Source organism: Paenibacillus sp. FSL R5-0744, assembly GCF_037972555.1.
Lineage (GTDB): Bacteria > Bacillota > Bacilli > Paenibacillales > Paenibacillaceae > Paenibacillus_AQ.
The window spans coordinates 878,316-899,349 of record NZ_CP150228.1 but is presented as its reverse complement, the minus strand read 5'-3'; the positions used below and the strand labels follow the sequence as shown (position 1 = coordinate 899,349).

General features: G+C 43.9%; 16 protein-coding genes. 7 read left to right on the top strand and 9 right to left on the bottom strand.

The window, feature by feature from the left end:
• The first annotated feature begins 10 nt into the window (after positions 1-10).
• Positions 11-1,150 carry a DHHW family protein gene (locus tag MKY19_RS03960; RefSeq protein ID WP_339800553.1) on the top strand — a complete coding sequence of 380 codons (1,140 nt, stop codon included), beginning with the start codon at positions 11-13 and terminating at the stop codon, positions 1,148-1,150.
• A gap of 588 nt (positions 1,151-1,738) precedes the next feature.
• Here MKY19_RS03960 and MKY19_RS03955 read toward each other — a convergent pair.
• Genes MKY19_RS03955 through MKY19_RS03945 form a run of 3 tightly spaced genes read right to left on the bottom strand, consistent with a single transcriptional unit; the run spans position 1,739 to position 5,061 of the window.
• Positions 1,739-3,148 carry a HAMP domain-containing sensor histidine kinase gene (locus tag MKY19_RS03955; RefSeq protein ID WP_339800550.1) on the bottom strand — a complete coding sequence of 470 codons (1,410 nt, stop codon included), beginning with the start codon at positions 3,146-3,148 and terminating at the stop codon, positions 1,739-1,741.
• Positions 3,132-3,779, bottom strand: a complete 648-nt coding sequence (locus MKY19_RS03950; RefSeq protein WP_339800547.1) for a response regulator transcription factor — start codon at positions 3,777-3,779, stop codon at positions 3,132-3,134. The genes MKY19_RS03955 and MKY19_RS03950 overlap by 17 nt, the downstream gene beginning before the upstream one ends.
• 10 nt (positions 3,780-3,789) lie before the next feature.
• Complete coding sequence (locus tag MKY19_RS03945) at positions 3,790-5,061, bottom strand: cellulase family glycosylhydrolase (RefSeq protein WP_339800544.1); 1,272 nt, start codon at positions 5,059-5,061, stop codon at positions 3,790-3,792.
• 156 nt (positions 5,062-5,217) lie between these two features.
• Between MKY19_RS03945 and MKY19_RS03940 the strand changes: the two genes are divergently transcribed.
• Entirely contained in the window at positions 5,218-5,661 is a 444-nt protein-coding gene (locus MKY19_RS03940) for a hypothetical protein (protein WP_076286168.1), read from the top strand.
• 81 nt (positions 5,662-5,742) lie between these two features.
• Here MKY19_RS03940 and gshAB read toward each other — a convergent pair whose 3' ends face one another.
• Both gshAB and MKY19_RS03930 read right to left on the bottom strand, forming a co-directional pair.
• Complete coding sequence (gene gshAB, locus MKY19_RS03935) at positions 5,743-8,073, bottom strand: bifunctional glutamate--cysteine ligase GshA/glutathione synthetase GshB (RefSeq protein ID WP_339800540.1); 2,331 nt, start codon at positions 8,071-8,073, stop codon at positions 5,743-5,745.
• Positions 8,074-8,092: 19 nt separating this feature from the next.
• Complete coding sequence (locus MKY19_RS03930) at positions 8,093-9,445, bottom strand: MATE family efflux transporter (RefSeq protein WP_339800538.1); 1,353 nt, start codon at positions 9,443-9,445, stop codon at positions 8,093-8,095.
• Between the two features lie 207 nt (positions 9,446-9,652).
• On the opposite strand from MKY19_RS03930, the gene MKY19_RS03925 reads away from it, so the two are divergent.
• From MKY19_RS03925 to MKY19_RS03905, 5 genes are all read left to right on the top strand, one after another.
• The gene (locus tag MKY19_RS03925; protein ID WP_339800535.1) at positions 9,653-10,570 is read left to right on the top strand and encodes a winged helix-turn-helix domain-containing protein; all 918 of its coding nucleotides are present in this window, start codon (positions 9,653-9,655) and stop codon (positions 10,568-10,570) included.
• 77 nt (positions 10,571-10,647) lie between these two features.
• Positions 10,648-11,922 (top strand): MFS transporter, encoded by a 1,275-nt coding sequence (locus tag MKY19_RS03920; protein ID WP_339800532.1) that lies wholly within the window; start codon positions 10,648-10,650, stop codon positions 11,920-11,922.
• A 286-nt stretch (positions 11,923-12,208) separates the two neighbouring features.
• Entirely contained in the window at positions 12,209-14,182 is a 1,974-nt protein-coding gene (locus tag MKY19_RS03915; RefSeq protein ID WP_339800529.1) for a serine hydrolase domain-containing protein, read from the top strand.
• 59 nt (positions 14,183-14,241) lie between these two features.
• Complete coding sequence (locus tag MKY19_RS03910; RefSeq protein WP_149647978.1) at positions 14,242-14,919, top strand: response regulator transcription factor; 678 nt, start codon at positions 14,242-14,244, stop codon at positions 14,917-14,919.
• Positions 14,916-16,340, top strand: a complete 1,425-nt coding sequence (locus MKY19_RS03905; RefSeq protein ID WP_339800524.1) for a HAMP domain-containing sensor histidine kinase — start codon at positions 14,916-14,918, stop codon at positions 16,338-16,340. Before MKY19_RS03910 ends, MKY19_RS03905 begins: the two co-directional genes overlap by 4 nt.
• A gap of 432 nt (positions 16,341-16,772) precedes the next feature.
• Here MKY19_RS03905 and MKY19_RS03900 read toward each other — a convergent pair whose 3' ends face one another.
• The 4 genes from MKY19_RS03900 to MKY19_RS03885 are packed head-to-tail and all read right to left on the bottom strand — an operon-like array spanning position 16,773 to position 20,990.
• Positions 16,773-17,501, bottom strand: a complete 729-nt coding sequence (locus MKY19_RS03900; RefSeq protein ID WP_339800521.1) for an ECF transporter S component — start codon at positions 17,499-17,501, stop codon at positions 16,773-16,775.
• Entirely contained in the window at positions 17,483-19,153 is a 1,671-nt protein-coding gene (locus tag MKY19_RS03895; protein WP_339800519.1) for an energy-coupling factor transporter ATPase, read from the bottom strand. Before MKY19_RS03895 ends, MKY19_RS03900 begins: the two co-directional genes overlap by 19 nt.
• Positions 19,126-20,016 (bottom strand): energy-coupling factor transporter transmembrane component T, encoded by an 891-nt coding sequence (locus MKY19_RS03890; protein ID WP_042124206.1) that lies wholly within the window; start codon positions 20,014-20,016, stop codon positions 19,126-19,128. Before MKY19_RS03890 ends, MKY19_RS03895 begins: the two co-directional genes overlap by 28 nt.
• A complete protein-coding gene (locus tag MKY19_RS03885) occupies positions 20,016-20,990 on the bottom strand; it encodes a DUF4430 domain-containing protein (RefSeq protein ID WP_042184954.1) in 975 nt (324 codons plus the stop codon). The genes MKY19_RS03890 and MKY19_RS03885 overlap by 1 nt, the downstream gene beginning before the upstream one ends.
• Positions 20,991-21,034 lie beyond the last annotated feature (44 nt).

Below are 21,034 nucleotides of genomic sequence, written 5' to 3'. Positions count from 1 at the left end.
GTGATTGTTTATGAAGCAGAGAACGGATCGAATACTAGTGGTGGGATTTGTCGCGACGCTGTTTCTGGTGGGTATAACCTTTTTCTTACTGCCTGTTCAACGTTTCTCTGAGCTAGAGAACCGATATTTACAAAGCGCTCCCCATCTGACATGGGACAATTTATTATCCCACACCTATGCGGAAGAGGCGGAAAGCTTCGTAACCGATCACTTCCCTTTTCGCGCCAAATGGGTATGGGTGAAATCGGCGATGGAGCAAATGAGGTTGCAGCAAGAAAATAACGGAATATATAAGGGGAAAGACGGCTACTTATTCGAAAAATTCGAGGCACCTGATCACAATAAGTTTCAGCAATATACAGCGGCTGTGAAGCGTTTTGCCGATAAAAATGCTGAAGCCAAAACGACCTTTCTGCTTGCGCCGACATCGGTAGGCTTGTACAACGAGCGTCTGCCCTGGTCAGCACCCGTATATTCGCAAGCCGAGGTGAATCAAACGATTGCTGAGGATGTAGGGGATAGCCTTACTTTTATAAATGGATTTAATGTTCTTGCTCCTCATGCCGCAGAGGACATTTATTATCGGACCGATCATCACTGGACAACCTACGGCGCTTATTTGGCTTACGTAGCTTATGCTAAAAGTATGGGATGGCTGCCTCTATCCCAGAGCGAATTCGAGATTGAGACGGTAAGCGATTCGTTCCTTGGAAGCTACCATACGCGGAGTCAATTCATTGGGGTGGCACCAGATTCCATTCAAGTGTATAAGCCTGTTCATGATGTATCCACCAAGATGCATATTGTAGATACGGGTGAGACTTTAACAAGTATGTACGATTCAAGCTATTTGGAGAAAAAAGATAAGTATTCTTACTTCCTAGGGGGCGTTCATGCTCTCATGAAAATCACAAGCCAGCTTGATCCTAAAGTGGTCAAACAGGAGAAGCTACTCGTCATTAAGGACTCCTATGCACATAGTGTAATTCCTTTTCTGACTCAGCATGTACCGGAAATCCACGTGATCGACATTCGTTATTATAACGGGAGTATCAGTGATTATATGGCTCAGAATGATATCAAGGATGTATTGATGCTGTTTAATACAGCTACCTTTGTTGATAATGCTTCGATCTTGAAGCTGAATTGATGGTAGGGCGATGAATATGGTGACGGGGCGTAACTGCGGGAAGTTTGGACTTTCGGTCGCTGTTGTCTCCAGATGTTTTTGATTTTACCGCTATCAGCGGATAACATCCGGAGACAGCATATGCTTCCGATGCGAGCTTTCCTTCGGAAAGCTTTCAGGCGAACGCTCCGCTCCTACAGTTCCAAAATTCCCTCCGTTACTTTTCACCATATTTATGGGTTAAATCATTTATTATGAGCTGCAATTCAATTCCACTATCGTTGCATTAAGCTTCACATCACACCACTTTGCGGATTAGGGAAATCCTCCCTAAAATTAGTCAATTATCGGCTCAATTTGTGACTTTTAAGGAAATCCTCCCTAATAAATACGAGAATACCCTCTTTATGAATGAAACACCCTGATAATTGGGGAGATTTTCCCTAATTATCGCTTGGAGCACGATAAATCTCACATAATTAGGGAGGTTTTCCCTAATCTAAACATTTAATCATTGATAGTGCCTGATACATATTCATTATGAGGTTGATTAAGAGTGAAAGAGTTACAACATTAACTGAAGATTTCTTAAGGGACATTTTCCTCCCACTAGCAATTATTTTCTGTAACCTCTACATCAAACCAAACACTAAAACTAATATACGAATCCTCTAATTTGGCTTCATATTTTAGATCATTCTTAGCTAGAATCTCCGCGACAATAGACAGGCCAAGTCCAGTACCGGAGATTTCTTTATTCCGAGACTCCTCGATGACATAGAACGGGTCCCAAATATACGCTAGATGATTCTCTTTTAGGCGCGTGGTTTTATTAGTAATGGTGAATTTCAAAGTGCCGTGGATATCATTCTCTACTGAGATGCTAAAGACATTCTCTTCCCCATATTTAATGGCATTACTAATTAAGTTGTTGAATACAATTTCTATCTGGCTGCTATCCTCCTCAACGATGGATCGTTCAACCGAATGGAAGTCGGTCTGTAAGATCAGGTTTTTATTTTTGAACGTAATATTATATTGTGAGATCACTTTGAGCAGAAGCTCTTTAAGATCGAATTTTTCTTTATGCACTACGGTCTTTTGGATCTTGGATAGTTTAATTAAGTAATCCACCATATCAGACGTATACTTCACCTGTTCCAAAATGATATCCGTATAGGTGCCATCATCCAGATCGTCTTGAATACCAATCGTATAAGCTTGGATTAAGGATAACGGTGTTTTTACCTCGTGTGAAATGCTTGAGATCAGTGTGTTTAAGCTTTGATTTTTCTTTTCCAGCTCTGCATGGGCGCTTTTCAAACGCTGACTCATCTGGTTAATGCTCTTTGATAATTCTTCGATTTCATCCCCCGACTTAATCGTCACTTGTTTAAAATCAAGATTAGAGATATCCTTCGCTACATCCTGCAATTGCTCTAACGGAGTAATGATTTTCCTCGAAAAATAAGCCACTAACAGCAAACTGATAATAATCCCCAAAAGAATGGAATAGAAGCTGAATTGGTTTACGATGTTTAAAGCATCTGTATTGTGCACAACCACTGTGCCGATGAGGATTAAGCTACCATCCTGCTCATATATTTTCGTTAACAGGCTGGACTTCAATTTCCCCTGATTAAATAATAGATTCACCGTTTTCCCTTCATTTACCTTTTGCAAAACTTCTTCCGTAATCCAGAACTTATTAAGTGCCACTTTATCTTTGTACAACGCAAATTGAATGTTCTCATTGATTATTGTTGCGCTTCCGTTGTTCTCAACCCTAACTATCGTTACATTGTTATTGTTCTCGATCGCTGTTTCTTTCTCCATGAGCTGATCCAGACTGAGATCCTTTACTTCGTCATAAATGTCGTTAATTTTGGTTTTCATTTTATAAAGGTAATAATCGGACGAGAAAAAATTGTGTAATGAATAGGACGTCCCAAACACAATCAGCAGAATAATACTTACCATAATCAATAACTTCGTGCTTATTTTATTGATTTTTATCATGGAAGCTGTACCCCATTCCCCTGTGTGTAATTACGTGGTCAGCCCCAATCTTATCGCGTAATCTTTTGATATGTGTATCCACGGTTCTCTCTTCACCAAGATAATCCATCCCCCAAACGGAAGATAACAAAGAATCTCTGGACAAAATCCGGCCTTTATTCTCATATAGGAAGGTTAGCAGTTCAAACTCTTTTTTATATAGGGACAGCTCCTCCCCATTCTTGAACACTTTTCTTCGCTCAAAATCAATTTCTAAGTCCCGTATAGCAGCTACTTTTTCGGTACCCAGCATTTTTTTGATTCTCAGCATTAAGATCCGTGGATCGAATGGTTTTCTTATATATTCATCTGCACCGATATCTAATGCGCTAAATTCATCGTCATGAGAAGATCGAGCGGTCAACATGACCACCTTAGCTAAACTAACCTGCTTGATTTCATTGCACACCTCAATCCCGCTTCGCTTAGGCATCATCCAATCCAGTACCACAAGGTCGATTTTATTCGAAAAAAAGAGCTCCAGCGCCTCCTCCCCATCCGCTGCTACCCAAACGTTATAGCCCTCTTTTTCGAAATAAGTCTTCAATATAGTGGTCATGTGTTTCTCATCATCAGCAATTAGAATGTTCAAGTAGCATCATTTACTCCTTTCCTTCAAGTCCTTTCTTCAATACTTCCCATATCGGGCTATCGACTACTTTTCGAGGAGGCTGTTCGCCTTTTTCTATCGCTTGCCAATATTCCCAGGTTGGGGGCTTACTTCCCAATTCATAATCCATACCGTCCCAAGTATCCTCGCGGAAAGCATAAAACGCCCAGTGCCAGCCGAAATCATCAAAAATCGAAATTAAATCAGCCATGTATTGATCTGCACCTTTTACTAGTCGATTCGTTCCAAACTCTTCTGCAACAATCCGATTTGCGGGGATGTTATGTTCCTTTGCCCACTGCGCAACAGGTTCCAGAAATTCCTTTAAGGCTTCCTTGTTAAAAGCTTTTTCCGTTTTATTATCCCCGACCTTTACCGTTCCAGGATACTCATAGGTAAACCCTTTTTTCTTATTTTGACTGGTTAACTCGTAAGGCTCGTACATATGAAAAGCATACAACACATTCTCATCATCGATCGGTTTTAAATATTTAAAAGCCCAAGGTGTAGCATACAGCCCAGAATTTACGATAATTGGCGTCTTGGTATCTACGGTACGAATAGCGGTCACTATCGTCTCATATAAAAGATTCAAATCCGCAGGGGTATTCTCTACTGAGCTATACCATTCGCTGTAGTCCTGTGTCCAGAAGTCATTAAATCCCGTGGCGGTCTCTGGATGTGGCTCATTTATCAGGTTATAACCGATTACCGCAGGATGATCTTTCAACCGGCTTGCTAGATCTCTCCAAAACACTGCTGCTTGTTCATGATAACTGAAATCTTTCCATATCCGATCATCATTTTTGTAATTATTGAACTGCCTCCAGCGATCTCCGGGGAGACTGAGGACGGTCAGCACCACTTTGGAGCCCCGAGCCTCGGCTGCATCTAAGTCCGCTTTTAACTCGGCAAAATCCTCCTCAACAATCCCTTCATACTTATCTGCATTCCCTATTAGAAAATCTTTATCCGGGTTCGCATCCGGTTTGTCATTAAATAAATAGTCACTGTCTTTTGCCCATTTATCTGGTGCCAAACGAATGAATTCAATATTCTGCTCTTTGGCAGCATCATAGTTTTCCGGTAAAGATTTTGAATTCATGAAATTAGTTCCTTTTCTCTGTCCATCCCAGAAGGCTAACTTCTCATTCCTTTCTGTCTTCTCTTCCTTCTTCAGTTCTGGATTGGCTTGTGATGGTACCGAACTGCATCCGACAACCAACAATAAGATCAACACGATAAAAGCTTTAGATTTCTTCATTTTCTCACCTCGTAGTCTATCGTAGCGAATCTCTGTTACAAGAGTGTCACAAGGGGTCGGAATCAAGCTCTACAAGTAGGTAGCTGATGAATTTCATACGAATCCAAGAATCGAACCTTACTCTTTCATATTCTATTTCTAGGAGGTGAGTATAATATGACCATTCAGTTTGTAGATTTAAGACTTTCCAACCAAGCTGCTTCGGATGCTACACCAGCAGTTATTCCACTAGCAGCGACTCCCCTTGTTTTTGGGGATATTGGTATTCAGACCGCAGGCGTATCGGCAGATAATCAAGGCAATGTCCGCATACTTTTGACTGGATTTCTAAAAGTAGAAAACAATCCTCTTTTCAACACTAATACCGTTAATGTTCGCAGAAACGGAACCATCATTTTCACCACAACATTTGGTGTTGCGATCAGCAGAGAAAACGAGGCTTTCGGCTTTACAGCAGTAGATGTTCCACCGCCAGCAGCGGTCGCAGCAGGTCAAATTCAGTACACGGCGGAGATCTTCACTAATGCTGCTGCAACAGATCCCTTTAATAATGTCCAAGCCAGAAACTTTAGTGGCGTTGCGGCAGCGGGTAACTTCTAGCATTAATATGCAGCGGGTGGATGAGCGAATTGTCTCATTTAAAAGCAGAAGCTCAACCAAAAGTACTGGTTGAGCTTCTGTTTATTCCCCAAACAATAGATCCAGAATTCGTTCATCCGCTTGACGGTTCTTGCCTTTAAAAGGATAACAGTGGATATGAATCGCTGGATTAAAATTGATCTCAATAATGCTGTAATTGGTACCCTTCGCCTCTTGCCTAATATCATCAATCATCATGTCTACTCCACAAATAGTGGCCCCTGCAGCTTTAGCTGATTGAATGGCTAGATCTTTATAGCTGCCCGGAATCTCATCAGTAAAGTCTAAGCTATCTCCACCGGTACTAATATTTGAATTCTCCCGCAGGTAGATGATCTCATTCAATGGAGGGATATCGCTCCAAGTCATAGTGTGATTCTTCAAAAACATCTCTTCGGCTTCGCCGATCTGAATTTTCTCAAGCGGAGTTTTGTAGCCACGACCTCTTAGCGGATCCTTATTCTTTTCGTGGACGAGCTCTTCTATCGTATGTACACCATCACCGACCACATTCGCCGGAACCCGGTGCAATACTCCGACTACTTCATCACCCATGACTAGAAAACGATATTCTTTCCCCGTCATAAATTCCTCAAGAAGCACTGTTCGATCATGCTCGAAGGCGATTTCGAAGGCTTTTTGATAATCTTCTTTGGAGAAATCATCTGTAAAAATAGTAATGCCGAGTCCAAAGTTGGTTGATTTGGGTTTGATCACTATTCGCTTATTACGATAAGTGCCATATGCATTCATTGCCGCTTCAAGATCTCCAAATGCCTCACCTGAGGGAACACGAATGCCTTGTTGTTTGAGAACTTCCTTCGTAACAATTTTATTCTCCATAATTAGTACCGTGCTGTAAGAATCCAGGGATGTCTTCGTAGCCTGCTTAACGTATTCTTTATGATCGCCTTTCGTAAGTACAACGAAGTTCTCTTCCCGATCGAGCAATTGGAACTTAATCCCACGTTTAACCGCTGCCTTCAGCAGAAGCTGTGTAGATAGCTCCAAATCCTCATATCCTACAAATCGGTATCCATTCGCAAGACTTTCCTTAGCATATTGTTTGGCTTTATTCAGATGATATTTAATAAAAGAGGATTGTTGAACTTCCGACTTCACAATCCCCGCAAAGCTCTGATCTGGATTTAGAATCTTATCCTTAGCTCCGTTCAGAACGTTCGAGATCTGTTTATCCTCTGGGTTCAATAGCTGAATCATATCCTGCATTTCTTGCATACAAATTAAAGCCTTCTGTTCCATTGTCCCGCAAGAATCTCCGTAATCATGCAAACAGCCTTTGATCCCCTCCATGATCAATTGATCATGATTAAGATTCGCCATCTTCTGATCCTCTACTCCGAACGGTTCATCCTCTTTTAATAGCATATACAGGATAAACAGATGAATGAAAGTCATTGATTCTTTGCTAATTCCTATTTTATAGAGTGGATTGAGATCAATAAAACGAAGCTCCAAATAGGCAATCCCATCCTGCAGCAGCTCCTCTAACGGATGTTTACCTCTTGCCGTCTTCACTCTAACCGGGCTATAGAACTCTTTTACACTTAATAATTCTTCCGATTCAATCAACGCTTGTAAATCATGTACATATTCGGTAAGCGAGTCAAAAGATACATAGAGAGGCTTTTCATTCCGATACCCGCATTCGCTATTTCGCAGGGAATTCATATTCAGATAATAGAAGCTTTTTTCATCATCTGATTCACCACGTGCCACACATTGCTCCATATAAGTCTTATCAAAAACAGGACTAGCACCTGTTAAATAGATTAGAAGCCAGCGGTATCGCAATAGGTTGCGGGCTATTTTTAAATAGGTCGCATCTTTGAAATCTTTAAAGCTCTTTTGTGGATCAGCGATATCATGAAGCTTTTTTAGAAATTGTTCATCAAAAGAGAAATTATAATGGATCCCACTCAGCAATTGTCTTTTACGACCATACTTATCGGCTAGCTGATGTCTATACTCGTCCTCTACCGGATTACCCATTTTGGCAATGGGAATGTCCTTATCATTCGGCAGCATGGGAGGATTACTACTCGGCCACAGATATTCTTCATTAAGCTCTAGCGACACAATATCCTGCAGCGCCTCCAGAAAGTTATAAGTCTCTTCAATAGAATCAAAAGAGGGTGTCACCATTTCAACCTGACTCTCTGAGAAATCCGTTTGAATATAGGGGTTCTCCAGCTTGTTTCCAAAAGCTTTTGGATGTGGTGTCAGCGCAAGTCTTCCCTCTGGATCCACTCTGACATTTTCTTTTTCCAGTCCAAATTCTCCGTGAAAAATCTCCTTATTCAAATGGTTATCCCTTAAAAGCTGTATGAGTTTACGATTTAATAAAGCCATTCCTACACTCATCCTTTGCTTAGTAATTTGCCTGCTGTTTATTCATTCTGAACAAAGATCTTCTAAACCAGAATACAAGAATAACACCCTTGAACACACTGCTTAGCGCAATCGACATCCACACCCCATTCAAGCCAAAAGGTTCGGATAAGAGTAAGGCTAGTGGAATTCGGAGTGCAGTAAATGAAATACTAAAGATCGGCGGGATGTGGGTTTGACCCATGCCGTTAAAAGCACCTACTGTCATCAATTCCATACACATGAATAATTGTGAGTAACCGATGATCCGCATATAATCTGCGCCCAATTCCAAACTTGTCTGGTCTGATAAAAACAATGAAAATAGCTGCTGCGGAAACGCAATAAATATAAGCGACACGATCACGCCAAAAATGGAGGTTAAAATTAAGGCCTGACGATACCCCTGCCCAATACGATCGAAGCGACGTGCTCCATAATTTTGACCAAAAAAGGCAGCAATAGCTCCCTGTAGTCCGCCAATGGTCATATAGGAAATGGATTCAATTTGGATTCCTACTTTTTGAACCGCAATAGCATCCGCTCCAAATCGTACAATGATCTTGGCAATGATGATGGATATGATCGTAAAGGTGACCCGTTGGATCGTTATTGGTAGCCCCATGCGGATGACTTCTTTCATTTGACGACTGTCCCACGCGGATGTGTTTGAAATGAGTTCTGACTTTTTTGTCTTCACGATAAAAAGAGCCGTAACCAAAATGTTCGCCGTTAATGTTGCAATAGCTGCCCCCGCTACTCCCCATCCTTCAAAACTGCCCCAGCCAAAAATCAAAAATGGATCAAGGACAATATTAACCATAAGACCAATAGAGAAGATCTGAAACGGTTGTTTACTATTTCCCATAGCGTTTAAGAGAGTTGCGAATAACGTATTCACGATGGAAAATACCGATCCAAATATCGAAATCACTAGAAATTGTCTAGCCATCCGCTCTACTTCATCACTTCCAAGATCAAAAAAACCAATCAACTGATTCTTGGTTAATAGCACTAAACTCATATAGAGAAGTCCTAATAAAATAGACATCATAAATCCATTCTTTATATAAGATTTAGCCTTCTCTAACTGACCAGATCCCATGCAATGCGCCACCTTAATCCCTGTGCCGATCGTAACCATAGTCGATAAAGCAATCGCTAGATTAATGAAAAAACTCGCTGTACCAATCGCGGCAACCGGACCACTTCCTAATCTTCCAACCCAAATCATATCGACTAGACCATAAGTAGTAGAGATGAAATTCGTCGCAATAATCGGAAGCGTTAATTTCATTAAGGTAGGCATAATAGGACCCTGAGTCAAATCGTTTGTGTCCTTCAAGTCCTTCAAGTCTAATTACACCTTCTTCATCTAATTTCAAATCCATTATATAACCACACACTTATATAAACAATTGATTATGTGTGAACAATATGTTGAGTTCGGATTTTTCGGTGAAATGGCTATTGAAAAGAACGATTAGTTCGTTTAGAATAAAACCAACGATCAGTTCTATATTTATAGAACTAATAACAAGTTCAGTATTTCACTGAAAGAATGGAGCAGCTCTTGGATTATAAAGTAGAGGTCGATTTTGCACCCATGTATGAATGTGTTAGTAGTATGACTGCTTTTCTAAGTAAGCAGAACCATACTGCCATGGATTCCGGCAAGCTCTGGGTACGCGATGTTCAAGCCAGATTCGCGCCAATGCTGCTACGTAAAATGCAGGAAGTCGTTAAGAAACTTGATGATTTCAGTTTGGCTCCCTATATTTGGTGCTGTCCGGGAGAGCGTTCGGTAGAGGGGTTTTTGGAGTGGTTCGATGGTTTATCTTCGGGCGAACTGTATGAAATATCCGGACGTTTCGGCCAATCGGTCCCTTCCAATCTTGCGGAGCTTAGGGACACTGCCGCTGACATCCTCCGCGAATGGAACTCAGGTTACTTCAGTGGAATCGATCCTAATATCATCAAAGGGCTTGAGCAAGAAGCCGAATCAAGACGCGCGATGCTAAGCGGGAACAATGATATGGAAGTCTTTGAAGCAGCTACTGCTGGAATGCGCCTTTATCCAACCGAACATCTGAAGCAGGTCATTATCATTCCGCAATATCATGCTCGTCCACTGGTTACGACCGCTATGTATGATGAATTCGTATTCACCAGCTACTCTTGTGATGTTCTCCCTCCGGAAGCTGGACGGCCTGCGCCTGCATTACTCCGCCTTACCCGTGCGTTGTCAGATGAGACCCGGCTGTATATCCTTCGTTTGCTCACAGGCAAGCAGCTCAATTTCACAGAAATCGTGCGTGAGGTAGGACTTTCTAAAAGCACAATCCACTACCATCTTATCGCACTGCGTGCAGCTGGGCTGGTCATTGTCCATACCAATGTTAGAAACGCATCGTACAGCCTGCGATTAGAAGCGTTAAACGGGCTGCCTCAGCAGATTGGGGCGTATCTGGAGAGTTAAGCGTATTTGCGAGAAATATAAGATAGTATAGGCGCAAAACTTATACTTTCTTATTTTAAGAAAGGAGCTACCAAGCAATGATAAAACGCAGCTATTATGGTCTACTCTCCACCATCACTTTAAGCGCTTTTGGAGATGCTTTTGGCTTACTGGCTATGGAATGGCTCGTCTATGAGCTAACCGGTTCTAAGCTAGCGATGGGAGCACTCGCGCTCAGCTCCGGCATACCTGAGCTGCTGTTGCGCTTGCTCGGTTCACCGTTGTCCGATCGGCTGCACCGGATCCGTTTTATGGCCTGCTTGGCAGCCATTCGCTTGTTGGCTATAGCACTGCCACTCGGCATGGGCCTGGCTGGCCAATTGCAGCTGTGGCATCTGTTTGTCGCCGCGGGTCTCAGCGGATCTTGCGCCGCATTGTTCATGCCAACAGCGATGGCTGTTATTCCTGGCGTTGCCGACAGCCGGAAGCTGGTGCGAGCTTTTGCTATCATTGATGGCAGCAAAAGCGCAGCAGTCCTGCTGGGGCCTGCCTTAGCAGGTGCGTTGACCGCTGCTAGTGGAGCGCTGCCCGCCCTTGGCATCAACATGATATGTTACGCAGCCGCCATCACTACCTTGCTGTGCTTACAAAAGCTACCGAAACCTTCTCCAGCCCCAGGTAGTTTCTCCATCACCGTTTACGTTCGCGAGATAGCCGAGGGTTTTACCTTCTATAAACAATTTCCTGCAATGCTTACGATTATGATCATGGCCTCCATCAGTAATTTAAGCTCAATTGCCGTCTGGACGATGATGGTCCCTTTTGTACGTGAAGTGCTCCACCGCGATGCGGCCACGATGGGCACGCTAAGTACAGTTTTCGCACTGGGAACCTTAGTCGGGCTAAGTGTGATTTCCATGATAGGGGAAATTAAAAAAAGACGGCTTGTCATGCTTAGCAGTCTGGGGATCATAGGTTTAGTGACTACCTTATGGGGGTTATTCCCTAGTTTTTCTTTTGCTCTCGCCGCTGTATTTGCTACTGGGACGTTAGGTCCCTTCTTCGGTTCCTTAAGCTCTTCACTCCATGGACGTCTAGTTCCGAGCCATCTGCAAGGAAGAGTCAATTCTATTCGCTTTCTGATCGGTGGCGGCTTGCAGCCTTTTGGTGCTTTTGCCGGTGGCGCGATTGCCCAGCATTATGGGGTGCCCTCACTTTTTGTAATCGCAGGACTGCTTCCAATGCTCTGTGCTAGCGCAGCCTTGCTGCTCCCCGGACTAAAAGCGCTGGATGGTGACCTTTCCACCCTCGAGGCTACCCATAGGCGACCCGTTGTGGAAGTTCCGTCACAAGGTGTTGTAACTGAACGATAAGTGGGGATATGTAGAAGAGTTCACTGATTCTAATAGAAACAGCGATAACTTAGGACAAGGAAATCACGTCCTAAACTACCGCTGTTTATTTTAATTTATCAGACAAAAAAGGAAACCGGATTTTTAATTTTTTCACAATAGACTACCCACTGTCGTTGATGGCGGCGGATGGCAGTCTGTTTTTTTATAGTCTTGTTAACGTTCCATTCACACTACTCTGATAATGTCTATAAGCGTTAGGTGGATAATCATCCAAACCCAATAAATGATGATGCGGAGGATAATAATGTTAACTTATATAAAAAAAAGACTGATCGTTGGTCTAACCCTATTGGCTGTGATTAGTGCCGGATTAGGCGCAAGCCTGGTGTTGCCCGGGTACCAGGCATCGGCCGAGACCAAAACGGATCAAACCGTGCTACCCATAACTCAGACTGAAGAACCCGCCAATCTCGATGATACCGCGAGTCTGACTGCCTTCGTTGATAGCATCATGGAAAAAGATATGAATCGGCTGCAAATTCCGGGAGCGGTCATCTCCATCGTAAAAGACGACAAGATTATTTTGGCCAAAGGTTATGGCAGTTCCAATCTGGAAAAGGCAGCACCCGTTGACCCGACAACCAGCATGTTTCGAATTGCTTCAACGACAAAGCTGTTCACCTGGACAGCGGTGATGCAACTGGTCGAGCAAGGCAAAATTGATCTAGACACGGATATTAACACCTACCTGAAATCAGTGAAGATCCCTGCTACTTATCCTGAACCTATCACTATGCGCCATTTGATGACACATACAGCAGGGTTCGAAGAAGGTGGAGTTGGTTATCAAATCACTACAGACCCTGCCAAATTGCCGGGGTCAATCTCGGAAACACTCAATAAGCATATGTTGGCACGAGTAAGACCACCCGGACAGATAAGTTCTTATTCGAACTACGGAGCTACACTCGCAGGTCTAATTGTAGAGGAAGTTAGCGGTATTCCTTACAATGATTATATAAAGAAATATATTTTTGATCCGCTCGACATGAAATATTCGACTGTAGTAGAACCTTTGCCGGAGTCATTCATGCCCAACAAAGTTGTGGGGTACAACAGCGAGAACGGTAGTTTTATTCCAGGTACACCTACCTTCGAGGGCGGCTTTCGTCCTGCCGGCTCGGGTACAGTATCAGCAGTAGATATGACGCATTTCATGATCGCCCATCTGCAGAACGGGAAATATGGAGACCAGCAGATTCTGAGACCCGAGACGGCAGAACTAATGCATTCAACGGCGTTTCAATTTGATAAACGTCTGCCGGGGGTGGATCTTGGGTTCGCAGAGAAACAAATCAATGGGCTCACGCTGATCACTCATGGTGGTTCTGACCCCATGTTTAATACGGGATTGTATCTTGTGCCTGCCAAGCATGTAGGCATCTTTGTATCCTACAACGGCGGTGAGGGCGGTGATTCCGCAGCAGACCTCATCCAAGCCTTTTTCAACCGCTACTACCCTGCTCCTGATGCGAGTCAGGCTGAATTCATCGCTTCTGATGAATCTATTCAGAAATTTGCAGGAGCCTATCAATTTACCCGCAGAAACATCAGTGATATTGATAAATTTTTCATTTTTTTCGCTCAGCTGAATGTCTCGGTTGAGGATAATAAGCTATCCTTGGGAAGTGGTAGTGAACAACAATTGTATCGTGAAGTCAGTCCGAATATGTTCCAACTCGAGGGAGGTACCGAACAAATTGCCTTCCGCACGAATGAGTCCGGTAAGGTTACACATATGATCTTAGGGATGGCACCTGATATGCCGCTGGAGCGTACGCCTCTCTTGGATCAGAATAAATTTTGGCTTATCATACTAGGGTTCTCGGGGTTGATTTTCATCACTGCATTGCTCGGACTAATCTTCTCCAGACGCAAGATTAAGGCGATGACGCCACCTGAAAAGTGGGCCATCCGCCTATCTACGGGAACTGCTGCTTGGGCGCTGCTATCTTTCGTCACGATATTTATGGTGGTTATGTCCATGGACATGATGCAGAAGTTCAGCGGGATCAGTCTTTCGCTTTCTCTCAGTTTAGTTATGCCAATCATTTTGGTTGGTCTGACTTTAGCTTTACTAATCTCGGCTATACTGGTTTGGAAGAATAAATACTGGACAGCTTTCAAGCGTGTGCATTATACGTTAGTGGCGCTTTCGGCTGTGGCGATGACTCTGTTCTTCTACTATTGGAACCTGTTGGGTTGGCAGTTCGGATAACGCCACTACTTGCCAAGAACAAATCAGATATAATGAAAGCTTAATAGAGGAGGAAAATCGTGGCTACTATACTTATCGCTGATGATGATGATAACATCCGAAAGCTAATGTCTTTATTTTTGCGAAAAGAAGGTTTTGACCTCAAAGAAGCCAGGGATGGTACCAAAGCTCTGTCCATTATACAGAACTCGCGTGTCGATCTCGTCATTCTAGATATTATGATGCCAGGATTGGATGGTTGGGATCTATGCAGAGAAATCAGACGCTGGGATGCCAACATCCCCCTCCTCATGGTGACGGCTAAAGCGGAATCCGCACACAAAGTGAAAGGCTTTCAACTTGGTACGGATGACTATCTAACGAAACCATTTGATCCGCTTGAACTGGTAATGCGAGTAAAAGCTTTGCTTAAACGCTCGCTGGTCGTTTCTTCCCAGTCCGTGCAGTTGGGTAATGTGGCGCTCAACCGCCGCACTTTCCAGGTCACGCGTGGTGAAGAACCGGTCACAATTCCATTGAAGGAATTTGAGCTGCTGTTTCTGCTGGCCAGCCATCCTGGGCAAATCTTCACAAGAGAACAGTTGATTCTTCAAATCTGGGGATTGAATTATGAAGGAGACGGCCGGACTGTAGATGTGCATATAAGTCGGTTGAGGGAGAAATTCAGCGGCAAGGGCGAGCAATTTCAAATCGAAACGGCCCGCGGCCTGGGATATCGGCTGATCCCTATGCCATGATCAAGACATTGTATGTACGCGTCATTCTCACGTTTCTGGGCATCATTATCTTTAGTCTAGTCTGTTCCTTTTTCATTGGCTTGTATGTCTTTCAGAAACAAATAAGTTACGAGGGACAGAATGAAATGATCATAGTGGGAAAAGAGATCATTCACCGCTATGATGACGCCAAACCTAAAGATACGGACGAGTTCCTGAATAGTATGGTTAAAGTATCTGCACACCCTATCCACCTGTACAATGATGCCGGAGAACATACCTTTTATGGGCTCAAGGGTAGTCCGGCTGTCACTGTCCCCCCCGAAGCTGTCAAACAAGTACTACAAGGAAAGCTCTACCGTTCCTCCGCGGAAGATAAGGATATTTTTATCGGGATGCCTTTTATGTTGGACGGGGAGTGGCGCGCGATGTTCTTGCAGTATTCTGCTGAGAACGAAAATATCGTTAATCGGATGGTGCTCTTTGTGCTTTTGCTCGTGCTTTTGCTGGGTAGTGTATGCATTCTTATTGCCGCCAGATATTTGGTGGAGCCGATCAAAGCACTGACGAATGCAACAAAAAGACTGGCCAAGGGTGATTTCGAGGTGGAGCTTAAAGTGAACCGAATAGATGAAATCGGGGAATTGACACAAAGCTATGTGGAGATGGCAGGGGAGTTGAAGCAGTTGGAACAAATGAGGCAGGATTTCGTATCCAACGTTTCTCATGAAATCCAGACACCGCTTACGTCGATTTCCGGCTTTGCCAAGGCGCTACTGAACCATGATTTAATCGTGGAAGAGGAACGCAGCGAATATCTTGATATCATCATTGCGGAGAGTGAACGTCTGTCGAGGTTAAGTGATAATTTACTGAAGCTCGCTTCCCTGGATTCTGAACATCATCCCTTCAACGCAAGTCCCTTCAATCTTGACGAGCAGATTAGAACCATCGTTGTGACTTGTGAGCCCCAATGGTCAGCCAAAGGCATTGTTATCGATCTAGAGCTGCCGGAAGCGGTGAAAATTAAGGGTGATGAAGATCAGCTGAAGCAAGTATGGATGAATTTGCTCAGCAACAGCATCAAATTCACACCGGTAGGCGGGAATATTCGCATCAGTATAGTTAGTAGTGCAGCAGAAGTATCCGTCACCATCATCGATAATGGAATCGGGATGTCCCCGGAAGAGTTCAACGCCGTATTCCAAAGATTTTATAAAATAGATAAATCCCGGAACGGAAACAACAATGGCAACGGTCTCGGACTTGCGATCGTTAAAAAAATTGTCTCTCTGCATCAGGGAAGGATAGAGATAGACAGTGCTATCGGAGAGGGAACGACAATTATCGTTAGGTTGCCCGTCTCCCCGTCTGCTCCCAGCCGAAAGAGCCTTAAGCCCTTTGAAGATACCTCAGCACCTATAGATATCGTAAGGGAATAATCAAAAAACAGGCGATACCGGTAGACCGGAGCATCGCCTGTTTTTTAAGGTTAGATCTGGGAGCATCGCTACTAGAATTCCATACCGATTGTAATATCTTATAGTGGCCAAACCTCCAGCCACTAGGTACTACCGCCCCCCTTCGGCTAAAAACCGATGGGGGGTTCTTTGAGCCTTTCGTCGATGTTGGGTTTGGGCTTCGCGCTGATAGCAGCGGAGAGAACGGACTGATTGTGGAAAAGCGGAGCGTTCGCCCGAAAGCTTTCCGAAGGAAAGCTCACTTCGTAAGCATATGCTGTGTCCGGATTTTACCCTAGGGGGAAAAATTCAAAAAAATCTGGACACAACAGCGATTGTAACAACAGTCCGTTCTCGGAGCGTCCGCCAGCGCAATGCGCAGCACTTAAAACGCCAAACACCCAATTCCAAAACCTAAGGCTCAATCAACCCATACTTCGTTTTTATCCGATCCAACTTTTCAATCATAGGGTTAGCTATGAAAAAGAGGAACACCACCGTCGAGACCGCATGCACCATATCAAACCAAAAGGCGGAAATATAAGTCGTCATCAAAGCCGACCATGAGAACTCTGAAGTGAACATCATCAGCGAGCCTATATTGATAATGCCTCCATATACCAAGAACGTCGCTAGCCCTCCGAATATACACAGCGATAGCTTAGTCTTTTTAAGCAGACCTTTCTTGAAGAAAATGCCCGCCAGGAAGCCAATGATGCCAAAACAAAACATTTGCCAAGGCGTCCAAGGTCCCTGCCCAAAGAAGAAATTGGAGACGAAGCCCGCAACAGCACCGACCAGAAATCCTGCCTCAGCTCCCAAACTCACCCCTGCGATGATGACAATGGCAACAACCGGCTTAAACTGCGGCAACATGAAAAAGGCTGCGCGTCCAGCAACGGCAATAGCTGCTAGCACCGCTATGACGATGAGTTCCCTCGCCTGCGGCTTCCGATTCTCGAACACCAACGCAAACGGAATCATCGTGTAGAGGACGATCAATAGGCTGATAAAGTAATATTTGCGATCGTCTAGGACAAAGATACCTAACAAAATTGTCGCTGGAATAACTATAAAGATTAGCAGTCCCGCTAATAAAGTTCGACGACTCAAACGACGACCCGTTACCTGCTTCGTTGACATAAACCAATCACACCCTCTATCGTTACTCCCTCGCTCCATACATGACGCGCCATACGGTTGGCGGCAGTCGTATAGAAGCTGTTTCCAGCAAAAAACTTCTGGGCTTCATTCGTAGTGATGATACTTCCATCAAAGAACATGGCGCAGACCTCCGCATATTTGGCACAGAATTCAACATCATGCGAAACCATTACGATGGTAACACCTTCAGCATTAAGCTTCTGTAAGAATAAAGCTAATTTCTCTTTAAAAGGTCCATCCAGTCCCTTCGTCGGTTCATCCAGCAGCAGAATCTTTGGTTCTAACAAAAGCACCTTAGCCAGCGCCGCCCGCTGCTGTTCTCCCCCGCTAAGATCATACGGATGCATGGAGAGAAGATGTTCCAGTTCTGCGAACTTAACCACGGCCTCAACTTTAGCCGTCTTTTCTTCCTTCGTTAAAGGGAGCTGGGATAACATTTCGTATAAATCTAACTCGACTGTTTTCTTCACAAATAAGGTTTGCGGATTTTGCGGGAGGATGCCCAGATTGTTAGTAAACAGTTCTTTGGCATTCATCTTCGCAGGGTTGTTCCCGCCAATTTGAACCTTGCCTCTATAGGGCTGAAGAATGCCGCTCATTAGTGACAGCGTCGATGTCTTGCCCGTTCCGTTTCCACCAACAATGCAATAGAACTGCCCTTGCTTTACTTCAAAAGACAAATCTTTAATGATGTCCGATCCGTGTTTATCATATTTAAACCATACATCCTTAAACTTTATGACTACAGGGCCGTCCACTTTCGAGCTTGGCTGAGATTCTGCGATCGCTGCAGGTGTCTTATCCTCTAGAAAAGCATCCAACCATTGGCGTCCTTCCTTCACTGTAACAGGCCATGCTAAGTCATTCTCTACGCCTGCGTAAATTTGCATCGGTGAGGGCATGGACAGAAACATCGGATGATTCAGCTTGCTTAGAGCTTCTCCAACCCTTTGCGGGGTATCATCAGCAATCACGACGCCCTCATTCAACACAATCAGCCGATCTGTAAGCGGAAGAACATCCTCTAGACGATGCTCGGTCATGATAACGGTTGTTCCAAGCTCGCGATTAATCTTTTTGACCGTCTCCAAAAAATCGGAAGCCGCGATAGGATCTAACTGAGAGGTAGGCTCATCAAGGATTAGAACCGAGGGATGCATAGCCATAATCGCCGCTAAATTGAGTAGCTGCTTCTGGCCACCCGATAGCTCAGTCACACTTTTATGGAACCAGGTCTGAATTCCGAAAAAGCTCGCCATCTCAGCCACGCGCAAACGAATCGTAGAATTGTCATAACCTAAGCTTTCAAGGCCAAAGGCCAGCTCATGCCACACCTTGTCTGTCACAATTTGATTGTCCGGACTTTGGAGTACATAACCGATTTCCGCTGCTTGTGTCCGCCCATCGATCTCCTCTACATGTTGACCCTTATAATAAATCGACCCTTGGCGTTTGCCATGTGGGGTTAGGATTGTTTTCAGTTGTCTTAGTAAAGTACTTTTGCCGCAGCCTGACTTTCCACACACAGTAATAAAGTCTCCACTTGCAATCGTAAGATTAATATTCGAAAGAGCCATCTGCTCTTGTTCAGGAAAAGCAAAGCTTAGTTCTTCGATTCGATAGATTTCCATTTCATTGCCTCCACCATATTGATGAGCACAGGGATCATACATAGCGCAAAATAAGCGATATATACAAGGATACTAAAAGGTGTAATTGCGCTCGCTTTAATCGACGGATAATATCTCATCGTGTTCTCACCCATAGCTGCGCCGATGGCTACCATCGCAATTAAGCCTGTCATGATCAAGAGGGCTACTTTGTCCCGGGCATCTAGACGGAAGATCGAAAAGCTTGTACGTCCAGGCAATCCATATCCTCTTGATTTCATGGAATCCGCCGTCTCAATCGCATTTTCCAGAGCCCAGGTGGTCATTATCGATAGGATCGTAATCCCATTGCGCGCTCGAGCGAGGAGATTTCCCTGTGTGACATCCCGGCCTATGCATTTTTGGGCATTCGAAATCACCTTGATTTGCGCTAAATATCTAGGAACAAAACGAAGCACCATCGAAAAAATCAACGACAGTGCCGGCAGTATTTTTCCGAATATATAAATAAACTTATCCGAGGTCATCACGACGTTATAACAGGAGAACCAGATGATTACCGTCACAAACATGCACGCCGCTGCTACACCATAAAGAATGGATTCCTTCGTAATGGGATTTCCATTGTTCAAATAGAACAAGATCGTTACCCCTTGATGATTAAAAACAGGGTTCATAATCGCCATAAATAGTAGAAAAGGAACCATGTACAGCAGATTAAATCGAACGGCTTTCTTTCCTTTTAACATAAAGGAGTAGACCACTGCACTGATAAGGGCAATCACCTGAAATATGGGATGCATGAACACCATGCTAAACAGCAATACAACGACAAAATATAGAAAATTCACAAACGGATGAAAGGTAGAAAAGCTATCCTTCATTATTTCTGAGCTCCTCCTGTGGCTACATAACCACCTACATCTCGACCTAAATCACAGGTGTATACCCATTCAACGACATCGCCATCCTTGAGAACATAACGACTGCTGCCGTAGTTAGGGAACCAGCCATTTACTTTGTACATCCATCCACTAAGCTCTCCAGCATCAAATTCATACAGATTGTTTATGCCTTCAATATAATTACTGTTATAGATCGGAGTCATACTGAATTCCATATGGATTTTATTCTTCTTCATCTCTCTTAGCAAAACATCAAACACAGACTCACCTTCATAAAAGGTTACCTTCTGCGCTTTATAAATGATACCATCTGCCGGCAATACTTCAACCTTATCCTTATTGAAAATATCCATATTATCTAAAATCGTTGCTGCCGACACGGACAAAGTAGCCGTTAATTGCTTCTTCTTATCTACCGTTGCATCTTGCCATTCCACGGGCTTAGGTTTCCCGCTCGGCACTGGATCGGTAAGGAATTTATCCTTTTTCGGTTCCTGCTTTGTTTCTGTTGTCGCTACTTTTGAATCCGGTTTGATTACTGGTTTTGCCGTCGCTTTCGTTTCCGGCACGGACGTTTTAGCCGCTTTCGGTGTTGCGGTCGGTTGTGCCTGTGTATCCGATTTAGGTGTTGCAGTCGGCTTTTCAACCTCTGTTACCGCAGTTTCGGTTGGCGTTACCTCTTCAGTTGGTTTTAACGTTTCAACGGGCTTAGGCTTAGCTGTTTCACCAGGTGTAGCTGTAGGAGCTATCTCCGTTGTCTCGGCATCACTTGAGGTTGTAGGCTCTACATCAACATTCTGATTGGAGGCCGTATTGGCTGATTCTACAACTTGAGACTCAACACTGTTACTCGCAACCTTGTTCGGGCTCTTCTGATAATTCCCGCCCCAAAAGAAGGCAATCGCCAACACACCAATAATTAGTATCGCTGTTAGCCATTTTTTCTTGTTCATTTCTTAAGTTCCCCACCTTAAATAATAAGCAAGGGTATACACGC